This is a genomic window from Streptomyces sp. NPDC045899, assembly GCF_056431485.1.
This window is the reverse complement of the sequence record NZ_JBWKKP010000007.1, coordinates 287,345-300,532: the sequence shown is the minus strand read 5'-3', so window position 1 is coordinate 300,532 and position 13,188 is coordinate 287,345. Positions and strand designations below refer to the sequence as shown.

8 protein-coding genes are annotated in these 13,188 nt (G+C 72.0%); 3 read left to right on the top strand and 5 right to left on the bottom strand.

The window, feature by feature from the left end; translation table 11 throughout:
- Positions 1-208: 208 nt before the first annotated feature.
- Both AC07FT_RS13785 and AC07FT_RS13780 read right to left on the bottom strand, forming a co-directional pair.
- Entirely contained in the window at positions 209-3,109 is a 2,901-nt protein-coding gene (locus AC07FT_RS13785) for a putative bifunctional diguanylate cyclase/phosphodiesterase (protein ID WP_479176417.1), read from the bottom strand.
- 334 nt (positions 3,110-3,443) lie between these two features.
- A complete protein-coding gene (locus AC07FT_RS13780; RefSeq protein ID WP_471204555.1) occupies positions 3,444-4,448 on the bottom strand; it encodes a 2-hydroxyacid dehydrogenase in 1,005 nt (334 codons plus the stop codon).
- 74 nt (positions 4,449-4,522) lie between these two features.
- Between AC07FT_RS13780 and AC07FT_RS13775 the strand changes: the two genes are divergently transcribed.
- The 3 genes from AC07FT_RS13775 (at position 4,523) to AC07FT_RS13765 (ending at position 7,304) form a co-directional block, all read left to right on the top strand.
- Positions 4,523-5,521, top strand: a complete 999-nt coding sequence (locus tag AC07FT_RS13775) for an aldo/keto reductase (RefSeq protein WP_435242499.1) — start codon at positions 4,523-4,525, stop codon at positions 5,519-5,521.
- 188 nt (positions 5,522-5,709) lie between these two features.
- A complete protein-coding gene (locus AC07FT_RS13770; RefSeq protein ID WP_479176416.1) occupies positions 5,710-6,891 on the top strand; it encodes a PQQ-dependent sugar dehydrogenase in 1,182 nt (393 codons plus the stop codon).
- Between the two features lie 245 nt (positions 6,892-7,136).
- On the top strand, positions 7,137-7,304 hold the full coding sequence (locus AC07FT_RS13765; RefSeq protein ID WP_471204560.1) for a DUF6191 domain-containing protein: 168 nt from the start codon (positions 7,137-7,139) through the stop codon (positions 7,302-7,304).
- Positions 7,305-7,328: 24 nt separating this feature from the next.
- Here the strand turns inward: AC07FT_RS13765 and AC07FT_RS13760 are convergent, their stop codons facing one another.
- The 3 genes from AC07FT_RS13760 to AC07FT_RS13750 all read right to left on the bottom strand — a co-directional run bounded on the left by AC07FT_RS13760 (position 7,329) and on the right by AC07FT_RS13750 (position 13,169).
- Positions 7,329-10,442 (bottom strand): helix-turn-helix transcriptional regulator, encoded by a 3,114-nt coding sequence (locus AC07FT_RS13760; protein ID WP_479176435.1) that lies wholly within the window; start codon positions 10,440-10,442, stop codon positions 7,329-7,331.
- 73 nt (positions 10,443-10,515) lie between these two features.
- Positions 10,516-10,710: a hypothetical protein gene (locus tag AC07FT_RS13755; protein WP_479176415.1), complete on the bottom strand. Its 195-nt coding sequence runs from the start codon at positions 10,708-10,710 to the stop codon at positions 10,516-10,518.
- Between the two features lie 224 nt (positions 10,711-10,934).
- Entirely contained in the window at positions 10,935-13,169 is a 2,235-nt protein-coding gene (locus AC07FT_RS13750; RefSeq protein WP_479176414.1) for an MMPL family transporter, read from the bottom strand.
- Positions 13,170-13,188 lie beyond the last annotated feature (19 nt).

The following is a 13,188-nucleotide window of genomic DNA, read 5'->3' as shown; positions in this document are numbered from 1 at the left end:
TCTCGAATGAGGGTTTGTGCGGGGAGGGAGAGGGCGCTGCACCAGGTGTCCGTGCAACAAAAAACCCCTCGTGCCAGGAGGCAAGCGAGGGGAGCGCGCCGGTGAGGGTCCGCAGGGCTTCAAGAGGCCCTGCTCAGCCGACGCGCTGTCCAAGTACGAGAATTCGGGTGCGCATGGCTCCGACCCTCCACCCGGCGCCTATCGGGTGTCAAGTGGGTGGGACGGGCGTCTCAGTATTCGAGCGGCTCGGCGGGTGGGCGTGGGACTCCGTACGACGGGGCGCGGGAAGCCCGCCATGGCCGCCGTGACGCACTGCCAGCGCGCCTCCGACCAGCAGTGGAGCATCCGAGCGCGGTACCGGATAGGCACCGCGGGTCAGCGCCCGCCGCAGCCGGTGCTCATCGAGCGGACCGCTGAACGCCATCCCCTGGGCGTGGGTGCATCCCATTCCCCGGAGGGTGACGAGTTGCTCCGGAAGGTCCACCCCCTCGGCGATGGACTGCATCCCGAGATCGCCCGCGATCCTCAGCAGCCCAGAAGTGATCTTATGCAGCCGGGAGGACTCCACGACGCCCTCCACCAGCCCGGGGTCCAGTTTGAGGACGTCGACGGGGAGTCTGCGCAGGGATCTGATGGCGGCATAGCCGCTGCCGAAGCCGTCCAGGGCGATCCGCACCCCGAGGCGGCGCAGCGCGCCGAGCCGGTGCTCCAGCTCCTCCAGCGGCATCCGCGGATCGGCGTCGGTGAGCTCGAGGATCAGTGAGCCGGAGGGCAGGCCGTGCCGGGCCAGCAGCGCCTCCACGCTCTTGGGCGGCATCGACTTGTCCACCAGGCGCCCGGCGGGCAGCCGGACGCAGACGGGGACGGCATGGCCGTCCCGGCGGCGCTGGGCTGCCTGCTCGACGGCGGCCTCCAGCATCCAGCGGGCCAGCTCCGCGGCACGGGCGGCCTCGTCACCACCACCCCGGCCGTTGTCGGCGACCCGGAGGAACTCGGCGGGGGTGAACAGGATGCCCTGCGCCGAACGCCAGCGGGCCTGGGCCGCGACAGCGGTGATCCGGCCGCTCGCCAGCTCCACCACGGGCTGGTGCAGCAGCACGAACTCACCGTCGTGCAGGGCCGCGCGCAGCCGGGTGGCGACCTCGGCACGGTGGGCCACATCGGCCTGCATCTGCGGTGCGTAGAGCTCCACGCGGTTCTTGCCCGCGGCCTTGGCGCGGTACATCGCCAGGTCGGCGTTGCGCATCAGGGCGCCGGGGCTGATCCCGGGCTCGGCGAAGGCGACGCCGATACTGGCGGCGACCCGGACCTCGGTGCCGCCCTCGACCTTGTAGGGCTGGGAGAGCCGGGCGCGCAGCCGGTCGGCGATCTCCAGGATGCGGCACTCCCGGTCCCCGGTGTCGCCGTCGCCGTCGCCGACGATGAGGGCGGCGAACTCATCGCCGCCGAGACGGGCCGCGCAGTCGCCGGAGCCCGAGCGCACGGACTCCTGCAGTCTGCGGGCGGCCTGAATGAGCAGTTCGTCGCCCGCCTGGTGGCCGACGGTGTCGTTGACGGCCTTGAAACCGTCGAGGTCGATGAAGAGCACGGCGGTGCCCGCGTCGGTGCGGCGGCGCCCGGCGACGGCGTGCCGGACCCGCTTGGTGAACAGCGCCCGGTTGGGCAGGTCGGTGAGCGGGTCGTGCTCGGCGTTGTGCTGCAACTGGGCCTGGAGCCGGACCCGTTCGGTGACATCGCGGCTGTTGAAGATCAGGCCGCCGTGGTGGCGGTTGATCGTGGACTCCACGTTCAGCCAGTCGCCCGAGCCGGAGCGGAAGCGGCACTCGATCCGGGTGGTGGGCTCCTCCCCCGGCGAGGCGGCCAGGAACCGGCGCACCTCGTGGACGACCGGACCGAGGTCCTCGGGGTGGATCAGCGAGGCCAGTTCGGAGCCGACCAGTTCCTCCGCGTCACGGCCGTAGACACCGGAGGCGGCGGGGCTGACGTAGCGCAGGATGCCGGTGGGCGCGGCGATCATGATCACATCGCTGGAGCTCTGCACCAGGGAGCGGAAGTGGTTCTCCTTCTGGGCGAGTTCCTGGGTCAGGGTGATGTTGTCCATGAGCATGATGGCCTGCCGCACGACAAGGGCGAGCACGACCGCGCAGGCGGTGAAGAGCACCACGCCGTCGATCGGACGCCCGTCCATCACGTTGAACAGGATGCCCAGGGTGCAGACGGCCGCCGCCAGATACGGCGCGAGCGCGCCGAGGGAGCCCGCGATGGGGCGGCTGTGCGGGGCCGGGCGGCGCACCGGGGGCGGGGCCTCGACGGCCTCCCGCCGGGCGACCCAGGGCGCGTACGCCAGCAGCAGCGATCCGGCGAACCATCCGGCGTCCAGGATCTGCCCCGAGCGGTAGTGCTCGCGCAGCATCGGGGAGGTGAACAGCGCGTCGCACAGCACGGTCAGCGCGAAGGCGGCGATGGCCGTGTTGATCGCGGAGCGGTTGGCGGACGAGCGCCGGAAGTGCAGCACGATCACCATGCTGACCAGCACGATGTCCAGCAGCGGATAGGCCAGCGACAGCGCTCTGCGGGCCACCGACTCACCGCTGGCCTGTCCGGTGTGCGCGAGCGCCAGGCTCCAGGAGAGCGTGACCAGGGATCCGGCGATCAGCCAGGCGTCGAGCCCTAAGCAGATCCAGCCGGCCCGGGTCACCGGGCGCTTGGCGAGCACCAGCATCCCGACGATGGCGGGCGGGGCGAAGAGCAGAAAGCAGAAGTCGGCCGCGGAGGGTGTGGGCACCGGGCGGTTGAGCACCACCTCGTACCAGCCCCATACGCCGTTCCCCAGCGCAGCCATGGCGGAGGAGGCGGCGAACAGCAGCCAGGCGGGACGCATCCGGCCGGAGTGTCTGCGGCCGTACCACAGACAGGAGGCCGCGGCGACGAGCGCGGCGACGCTGAGTCCGAAGTCACCCATGAAAACGGCCAGTTCGGGCGAGCCCCAGCCGAGCACGGCACCCGTGGCATAGCCACCGCAGACCACGGCGAGGACGACCTGGGGCAGCAGCCCCGCACCACCACCGGACACCGACGGGCGGGCGAGCACCGCTCCGGTGGCGGTCACCGGACGCCCGTCCACTGCGTGAGGGAGCGCCGCTCCGCAGGCCGTATCCCCGTGCGCCTCATCGAGTTCGAGAGCCGCGCGGCTGCGCGGAAATGTCGCGGTCGACGCCTGAGCTGCGTCGGGTCGTTGGTCCATCGGCCACACATCGCCCGTCGCCCCCCTCGAGTTCCGGTCCTTCGCTGACGCCGTCAGGTCAGTGGCGCAGCCCCCGCTCGGGACGATACACCAGACTGGTCACTCAGGGACATAGGCCATCTACGCACCGTAACCGACTACGCCGTTGTATATACGGAGTGCAGTCATTCGGTGCCTGTATGTGGTGCCAGAGGCATGTCTACCCCGTCGTGTCCACCACATGACGGAGCGACTCGCCGGAGGCGAAGCGCGTCAGCTGGTCGCGCAACAGCCGCTTGGCGCGCGGCAGGAAGGCCGACGAGGGGCCGCCCACGTGCGGGGTGACGAGCACTCCTGGAGCGTGCCACAGGGGGTGCCCGGCGGGCAGCGGTTCGGGGTCGGTCACATCGAGCGCGGCGAGCAGCCGGCCCGTCCCCACCTCGGCGAGCAGGGCCTCGGTGTCCACGACGGGGCCGCGTGAGACGTTCACCAGCAGCGCCCCGTCCTTCATGCGCGCCAGGAAGTCCGCCCCGGCCAGACCGCGGGTGGCCTCGGTCAACGGGGTCACCAGCACCACCACGTCGGCGTCCGGGAGCAGTTGGGGCAAGGAGTCGATCGGGTGCACCGGACCGCGCTCGGTGGTGCGCGGGGAGCGCGCGACGCGCATGACCCGCTCGCATTCAAAGGGCACAAGCCGGTCCTCGATCGCACGGCCGATGGATCCGTATCCGACGATCAGAACGGACTTGTCGGCGAGCGCCGGACGGAACCCGCTCCGCCACTCCCCCGCGTCCTGGCCCCGGACGAAGTCGGGGATGCCGCGCAGGGACGAGAGGATCAGGGTCAGGGCCAGCTCGGCGGTGCTCGCGTCGTGCACCCCGCGCGCGTTGCACAGCCGCACGCCGGACGGAACTCCGCCGAGCGCGGGGCGGATGTCGTCTATTCCGGCGGTGAGGGTCTGGATCACCTGAAGGCCGGCCATCTCCCGCAGCGGCCGGACGGAGACCTCCAGGCCTTTCATGTACGGCACGCAGTAGAAGGCGCAGCGGGCGGGGTCGGTCGGGAAGTCCGGTCCGCCGTCCCAGAAGGCATAGGAGAGGCCGTCGGGGAGCCCGTCGATCTCCTCCGGCGGGATCGGCAGCCAGGCCAGCGGAGGCGCGGAGTCGTCCGGAACACCCTGAGACGGATCGCGGTGCCGGAACGTATCGCTGTGATCTGCACTCATGTCAGGAGGCTATGCGAAGAGAGGTCCCCGGCAGAGGTTAGCTTTGGTGCGAGGAACGGGAGGGGTCAGGCCAGGTGGAGCGCAGGACAATCGGAGCGGCGGCGCTCGAGGTGGGTGCGATCGGCCTCGGATGCATGCCCATGAGCTGGGCGTACACCGCTTCGCAGCGCAACGGCGAGAACTCGCTGCGCGCCGTGCACACCGCGCTCGACGCGGGCGCGAGCCTGCTGGACACCGCCGATATGTACGGGCCGTTCACCAATGAGCTGCTGGTGGGGCGGGTGCTGAAGGAGCGGCGCGCGGACGCGTTCGTCTCCACCAAGTGCGGACTGCTGGTGGGCGACCAGCACATCGTGGCGAACGGACGGCCCGGCTATGTGAAGCGGGCCTGTGACGCCTCGCTGCGGCGGCTCCAGACCGATGTGATCGATCTCTACCAGCTCCACCGGGCCGATCCGGAGGTGCCGATAGAGGAGACCTGGGGGGCGATGGCGGAGCTGGTCGCCGCGGGGAAGGTGCGGGCGCTGGGGCTGTGCGCGGTGGGTGCGCGGGCGCAGCGGCGGACCGGGGGCGGGATGCACGACGCCACCGTGCGCCAGCTGGAGCGGGTGCAGCAGGTCTTCCCGGTCGCGTGTGTGCAGGCGGAGCTCTCGGTGTGGTCGCCGGAGGCACTGGAGACGCTGGTGCCGTGGTGCTCCTCGCGGGGGATCGGGTTCCTGGCCGCGATGCCGCTCGGCAACGGCTTCCTGAGCGGCACGCTGACCCCGGGGTCGGGGTTCGAACCGGACGACGTACGGGCCCGGCACCCGCGCTTCACGGCGGAGATGATGGCCGCGAACCAGCCGATCGTGGTCGGGCTGCGGCGGGTGGCGCGGCGGCACGGGGAGTCGGTGACGGCGGCGCAGGTGGCGCTGGCGTGGCTGCTGGCGCAGGGACCGCATGTGGTGCCGGTGCCGGGTACGAAGCGGGAGCGGTGGGCGGCGGAGAACTGCGCGGCGGCCGAGGTGATGCTGACCGGCGAGGAGTTGGTGGAGATCGCGCGGCTGCCGCGGGCGCGGGGGTCGTGGGACTGACGGCGGGCGGGGGCCCGGCCGTTGTCCGGGGCGGTTGTCCGGGGCGGGGTGCGTTCGGTCCCGTGATCGACGTGATCCGCGTGATCCGCGTGATCCGCGTGATCCACGGAGGGAACCCGGCGCGGGGCCGCGGTGTATAAGAATCAGTGTCGCGCCGCGGCACCTGTGCCCATGGAGAGGAATCCGACGTGCGACGTCCCCGTGTCACCCCCGTCATCGCCGCCGCCGCCACGCTGCTGCTCGTGGCCGGCTGCTCGTCCGACGGTGACAGCGTCACCAGACCGGAGGGCCGGAGGTCGTCTCCGGCGAAGCCGGGTTCCGGGGGCACGTCCTCCTCGCCGGGCGCACCGTCGCCCACCGCCTCCGCCGCGCCGGACAAGGGCTCGGTCAAGGTCGAGCGCACCCTGACCACCAAGCTGGAATCGCCCTGGGGCCTGGCCCCACTGCCCGGCGGGGATCTGCTGGTGTCCTCGCGCGACACCGGCAAGGTCTTCAAGGTCTCGGCGGACACCGGGAAGAAGACCGAGCTGGGGTCGGTCCCCGGTGTCTCGGCGGCGGGAGAGGGCGGTCTGCTCGGGCTCGCGGTCTCCTCCGACTTCGGCTCCGACCACATGGTGTACGCGTACTTCACCACCGACTCCGACAACCGCATCGTGCGGATGATGTACGACGACAAGCGTGCCGCGGGCAATCAGCTCGGAGCCCCGGACACCCTCTTCAAGGGCATCCCCAAGGGCGCGATCCACAACGGCGGGCGGATCGCCTTCGGCCCGGACAAGATGCTCTACGCGGGCACGGGAGAGAGCGGGGAGCGGGGGCTCGCACAGGACCTGGACTCCTTCGGGGGCAAGATCCTGCGGATGACCCCCGAGGGCGAGCCCGCCCATGGCAATCCGGATGCCGATTCGGTCGTCTATTCCTACGGCCACCGCAATGTCCAGGGTCTGGCCTGGGACCGCGACAAGCGGCTGTGGGCCTCCGAGTTCGGCCAGGACACCTGGGACGAGCTCAATCTGATCAAGCCGGGGAAGAACTACGGCTGGCCCGAGGCCGAGGGGAAGGCCGATGAGAAGGGCTTCGTCGATCCGCTGGAGCAGTGGAAGCCCGAGGACGCCTCGCCCAGCGGGATCGCCATCGCCAAGGGATCGGTGTGGATGGCCGGGCTGCGCGGGGAGCGGCTGTGGCGGATCCCGCTGAAGGGCGATCGGCCGGCGGCCAAGCCTCAGTCCTTCCTGGACGGGAAGTACGGACGGCTGCGCAGTGTGGTGGCCTCGGAGGACGGGGGGCTGTGGGTGACGACCAGCAATACGGATGGACGGGGTGAGCCGGGCAAGGGCGACGACCGGATCCTGAAGCTCAAAGTCAGCTGAGGCATGACGGGCCCGGGACATGGCGCGTCCGGGACATGGCGCGTCCGGGACATGGCGTGTCTGGCACATGGCGCGTCCGGGCCATGACGACCTGAGGCACGGCGGACCTGGCCTGCGGCGGACCCGACGCACGGCGGAGCAATGAACGTCCGCACCAGGGAATTCACCAGGGATGTCCCGGCATGCCCGGTTCGGGGCGGACTCTGCCTAGACTGGTCTGAGCCGTACACCCATCGGGGGTCGCCATGTTCAACCTCATCGAGGAACTGTTCACGCCCGGCCGCAGGCACACCGAGGAGGAGCGCAACCGGCTGGAGGTCACCCTGGACGAGGTGGGCAGCACCGACCCGGGCAGAGGCCCCATAGACCTCGACTCCGGCCGGGTGGTGGTCCGCCCCCGGGAGGCGGGCTGAGCCGGGCCGCCTCCGGGGCTGCTGTCAGCGGACCGCCGCGCCGTCGGCCAGACCGTCGACCACACGCAGCCGGTGGGCCACGGCGGCGGCCTCGCCCCGGCCCGAGACACCTAGTTTCGCCAGGATGTTGGAGACGTGCACACTCGCCGTCTTCGGCGAGATGAAGAGCTCCTCGGCGATCTGCCGGTTGCTGCGGCCGGCGGCGACCAGCCGCAGCACATCGCGCTCACGGGGTGTGAGCCCCAGCTCCGCGGCGGGGTCGGTGGCTTCGGGGGCAGGGGCGGGGACGGCGGCCATGGGGAGCGCGGGGGTGTTGGTCGCGGGGGTGGCGAGCGCGCCGCGGGTGGCCGCGGGTGCCAGGGGCAGCCGGACGCGCCGGGCCAGCAGTTCGATCTCCTCGCGCAGCGGACGCGCCTCCAGCTGTTCGGCCACGGCATGGGCCTGGGCGAGCAGTTCGGCGGCCCGTTCACGGCCGCCGGTGTCCAGCGGGCCGCGGTCCGTGTCGAGCAGTGCCTCCGCCCAGCGGTGCCGGGCGCGGGCCAGCGGATAGGGCCGGTCCAGGGCGGCGAAGGCGTCGGTGGCCTCCGCCCAGTCGTCGGCGCGGCTGTGGCCCTCGGCGCGCCCCAGTTCGGCGCGGACCATCGCGGCGTAGGCCTGCCACATGGGGACGCCCTGCTGGACGCGCTTGGCGGCAGCGGCGATCCGGGCCAGGGTGGCGGCGCGGCCGGGCTCGGCGGTGGGCAGCCCCCGGGCGGCGCTCTCGGCGGCGGCCGCCGCGTTGAGCAGCGGCCAGGCGTAGCGCTGCATCCCGGGCGGGAACCCGGCCTCCAGGGCCTGCTCCAGCAGGGCCCGGACCTCCAGGATGCGGCCGCGCCCCGAGGCCAGCTCGACGGCGAAGCCCGCGGTCTGGATGGTGTACTGCGGTTCGTAGTTATGGGGACCGAAGTGCTCCCGGGCCATGCCGAGTTCACGCTCGACGGTGTCCCAGTCACCGCGTATCAGGGCCAGTTTGGCGAGTCGGTTGGAGGCGGTGCCGCGCGGTTTGGTGCCCAGCGCGAGCCGCAGGGTCTTGCGGGCCGTTTTCTCCGCCTCGGCCATCCGGCCCAGCGAGCACAGGGACTCGGCGAGGTTGCCGTACAGCCAGGCCCGGGAGTCCACCAGGCCGAAGCGGTCCAGGACCTGGTTGCCCTCCTCCGCCGCCTCGACCGCCTCGGTCGATCTGCCGACGCCCTCCAGGGCGGACGCCAGATTGACGTAGCAGCGCCCCAGGACACTGATGTCCCCCAGGGCCACGGCCCGTGCGCAGACCTCGCGCATCGCGGTCAGTCCATGCTCGGTCTCGCCCGAGTCGCCGGTGAAGTAGGCCAGCGTCAGCCGGGCGTGCAGTTCGGTGCTCTCCGCGCCCACCATCCGTGCCAGCTCCACCGCCCGCTCGGCGACGGCGAGCCCCTGCGGTCCCGGACGGTGGGTCATGATCCAGCCCGCCATATGGGCCATGACCTCGGCGTGCACCGGGGACGGCGGCAGTCCGCGCACCAGCTCCTGGGCGCGGCTCAGCTCCTCCCACCCGTCACTGCGCGCCATGGTCTCCAGCAGTTTGGACTGCTGGGTCCAGAACCAGGCGGCCCGCAGCGGATCGCCGTCACCCCTGGCGATCTTGCGCAGGGCCTTCTTGCTGACGGCCAGGGCACGTTCGGGCTGGCTGGACATACGGGCGGCCACCACCACCTCGGCGAGGAGATCGAGATGGCGCAGGGCCTCGTCCTCGCTGCCGTAGGGCGGATACGCCTCGGCGTAGCCCAGCGGACGCTGCGCCTCGCGGATCTCCCCAGGGGTGTCCTCCCACAGCTCCATGGCCCGCTCCAGCAGCCGCAGCTGCTCGGCGTGGGCGTAGCGTCTGCGGGCCTCGACCGACGCCCGGAGCACGGCGGGCAGCGCCTTGGCCGGATCATGGGCGTGGTACCAGTAGCTGGCCAGCCGGGCCGCGCGCTCATCGGGCCGCACCAGGGAGGGCTCGGCCTCCAGTGCCTCGGCCAGCTGGCGGTTGAGCCGGGACCGCTCACCGGGCAGCAGATCGTCGACGACGGCCTCGCGCACCAGCGCGTGGCGGAAGCGGTAGCCGCTCTCGTCGGGGGTGGGCTGGACGATATTGGCGCCGACGGCCGCACGCAGCGCGCCGATCAGTTCGTCCTCGTCGAACCGGGAGACCCGGCGCAGCAGCGGGTACTCCACCGCCGCGCCGCCCTCGGCGAGGATGCGCACCACCTCCTGCGACTCCTCGGGCAGTGCCTCGACCCGTACCAGCAGCAGATCGCGCAGTGATTCGCTGAGCCCGCTGCTACAGCCCTCGTTGAGGGAGCGGGCGATCTCCTCGACGAAGAAGGCGTTGCCGTCGCTGCGCTTGAAGACCCGGTCGACCAGCTGGCGTTCGGGGTCCGTGCCATTGATCCCGGCGATCTGGTCCCGGACCTCGCCGCGGTTGAAGCGGGACAGTTCGATCCGCTGGACCTCCCGCATCCGGTCGACCTCGGCGAGGAAGGGCCGCAGCGGATGGCGCCGGTGGATGTCGTCGGAGCGGTAGGTGGCGACGACCAGCAGCCGGGCGCTGAGCAGCGACCGGAAGAGATAGGCGAGCAGCTCGCGGGTGGAGCGGTCGGCCCAGTGCAGGTCCTCGATGGCGACCACGAGGGTACGCGACGAGGCCAGCCGCTCCAGCAGCCGGACGGTGAGCTCGAAGAGCCGGGCCCGGGCGTCCCCGTCATGGGACTCCCGGGCGGTCTCGCCCAGTTCGGGCAGCAGCCGGGCCAGTTCGCCCTCCTGGCCCGCGGCTGCGCCGTCCAGCTCGGTGCCCAACTTGCGCCGCAGGGAGCGCAGCACGGTGGAGACGGGCGCGAACGGCAGTCCGTCGGCGCCGATCTCCACACAGCCGCCGGTGGCGGCGACGGCCCCGGTGGCCACCGCGGCCGCCAGGAACTCGTCGACGAGCCGGGTCTTGCCGACTCCCGCCTCCCCGCCGATCAGCAGCACCTGCGGCTCGCCCGCGGTGGCGCGGGCGAGCGCGTCGTCGAGGGCGGACAGCTCTTCGGTGCGGCCGACGAACACCGGGCTGACAGACGTGGTGTGCACGTCGATGAGCATCGCACAGGAGTCCGGTGTTCGGGCACCGCCTTTCCCGGCGGCCTCCGTGGTCGTCACGGTGGGGAAACCGCGGTCAGGCCACGGTGTCGTAGGAGTGGGCGGAGCGGTGGCCCTGACCCGCCCGCCGGATCAGCCTCACCCACCCTCCGGATTCATGTTCCGCGGCCCGGCCACGGCGTGCGGTGGCGGCCTCGCGGGCCTGGCGCCCGGCGGCGGCCGCACGCAGCAGTTCGGCTTCGCGGATGCGGTGGAGTTCGTAGTGCAGCATGGCGTTCTCCCTGGTGGACGAGGTGTTCTTCGAAGACCGGTGGGTTCTTCGAGGTGACTCCACTCTCGTCCGTGAGGGCGGTCCGGCACATCGGGAGGCTGCCCGATCTTGTGCCGCCCGGATGCCTTAGTCCGCCGGCCCGAGGGGGCCGAGCACCTTAGAGGGGTCCTTAGACGCAGCCCCGGACGGCGCTCCGGACGCCCTGCCACGTGGCCCAGCCCACCTCAGACGCCGCCGCGCGCCCCCACGTCGGCGTGGAGCTGGTCACGCTGTCCGGGCAGGGCCACCGGACCGGCGGCCTCGCTCTCCCCCTCGATGCTGATCCGCGGAAGCAACCGCTCCAGCCAGCCCGGCAGCCACCAGTTGGCGCCGCCGAGCAGATGCATCAGGGCGGGCACCAGCAGGGTGCGCAGGACGAAGGCGTCCAGGGCGACCGCGGTGGCGAGCCCGATGCCGAACATCGCGATGATCCGGTCGCCGCTGAGCACGAAGGCGGAGAAGACGGCGATCATGATGATGGCGGCGGAGTTGATGACCCGGCTGGTCTCCGCGAGGCCGACCCGGACCGCGGTCCGGTTGTCCCGGGTGCGCCGCCACTCCTCGTACATCCGGCTGACCAGGAAGACCTGGTAGTCCATGGAGAGTCCGAAGAGCACCGAGACCATGATCACCGGCAGGAAGGGTTCGATCGGGCCCGCCCGGCCCAGCCCGAGCAGTTCGCTTCCCCAGCCCCATTGGAAGATCGCGACGACCACACCGAAGGACGAGGCGACGGCGGCCACGTTCATGGCCGCCGCCTTGACGGGGATGCCGACACTGCGGAACGCGAGCAGCAGCAGTACGGAGCCGAGGGCGACCACCACCCCCACGAACAGCGGCAGCTTGGCGATGATCACCGCGGCGAAGTCGTCGTAGCCCGCGGTGAGTCCGCCCACGTACACCCGCAGCGAACTGCCCCGTTCGGCCTCGGGCAGGACCTCGGTGCGCAGCCGGTCGACGAGCCGGGAGGTGGCCCCGTCCTGCGGGGCGGTCGTGGGGACGACGGTGATGAGTCCGGTGTCGCCCCCGCCGCCGAGGTCCGCGGCGCTCACCGACGCCACGCCCTCGGTGGTGCGCAGCGTCTGCGGCAGCCGGGTGAAGGCCATCCGGTCGTCCGCCCCGTCGATCCGGCCGATGAGGGTGAGCGGACCGTTGAAGCCGGGTCCGAACCCCTCGGCGAGCAGGTCGTAGGCGCGCCGGGTGGTGGCGTCGGCGGGGTTGTTGCCCTGGTCGGAGGTGCCCAGGTGGAGGGAGAAGGTGGGCAGGGCGAGGAGGAGCATCACCGCGGCGGCCACCCCGGCCAGCAGTTTGGGGCGGCGTTCGACGAGGGCCGCCCAGCGGGTGGCGAGTCCGCGCTTGCGCACCGGGAACGGACCGTCCGCGGCCATCCGGGCCCGTTCACGGCGGCTCAGCGCCTTCGTGCCGATCAGACCGAGCAGCGCGGGCAGCAGGGTGAGGGAGGCGGCCACGGTGAACGCGACCGTGAGCGAGGCCGCGACCGCCACCCCGCCCAGGAAGTCCAGCCGCAGCACGAGCATGCCGAGCAGTGCGAGACAGACGGTGGCCCCCGCGAAGACGACCGCCCGGCCCGAAGTGGCGACCGCGCGGCGCGCCGCCTCCTCGACGGTCAGCCCCCGCCGCAGCCCCCGGCGGTGCCGGGTGACGATGAACAGGGCGTAGTCGATACCGACGCCGAGGCCGATCAGCACACCGAGCATGGGCGCGAAGTCGGCCACGCTCATCACATGGCCGAGCAGTCCGATGGCGGCGTAGGCGGTGCCGACGCCGATCACCGCGGTGGCGATCGGCAACAGGGCCGCGGCGAGCGACCCGAAGGCGAGGAAGAGGACGGCGGCGGCCACCGCGACCCCGATGACCTCGCTGAGGTGGGCCGATCCGGAGCTCTCGGTGAGGCTCGCGCCCGCGCCGCCCATCTCGACCTGGAGACCGGGGACCGCGCGGACGGCGGAGCGCGCGGTGTCCAGCACCTCGCGCACCTCGGCCTCGCCCAGGTCGGCCGCGGATTCGCGGAAGACGACGGTGGCGTACGCGGTGTGCCGGTCGGCACTGATCCGGGCGCGGCCCTCGTCGCCGTACGGGCCGGTCACCGAGACGACACCGGGCAGCCGGCCGATCCGGTGGAGCGCCGCGGTCATCCGTCGCTCGACCTCCGCCGAGGTGACGGTCCCGGCGGAGGCGGGGGTGTGCCAGACGAGGGTGTCACTGTCCCCGGCCCGGTCCGGGAAGCGCTGTTCCAGCAGGGCCGAGACCTTGGAGGAGTCCGTCCCCGGGATGTCGTAGTCGCCCGAGTACGCGGAACCGGCCGTGGCCGCCGCCGAGGCGACTCCCGCGAACGCGGCCAGCCACAGCACGATGACGAGGACGGGGCGCTGGAGACACCACCGGGCGAGTGCGGCCATGTGCTGCTTTCCGGGTACC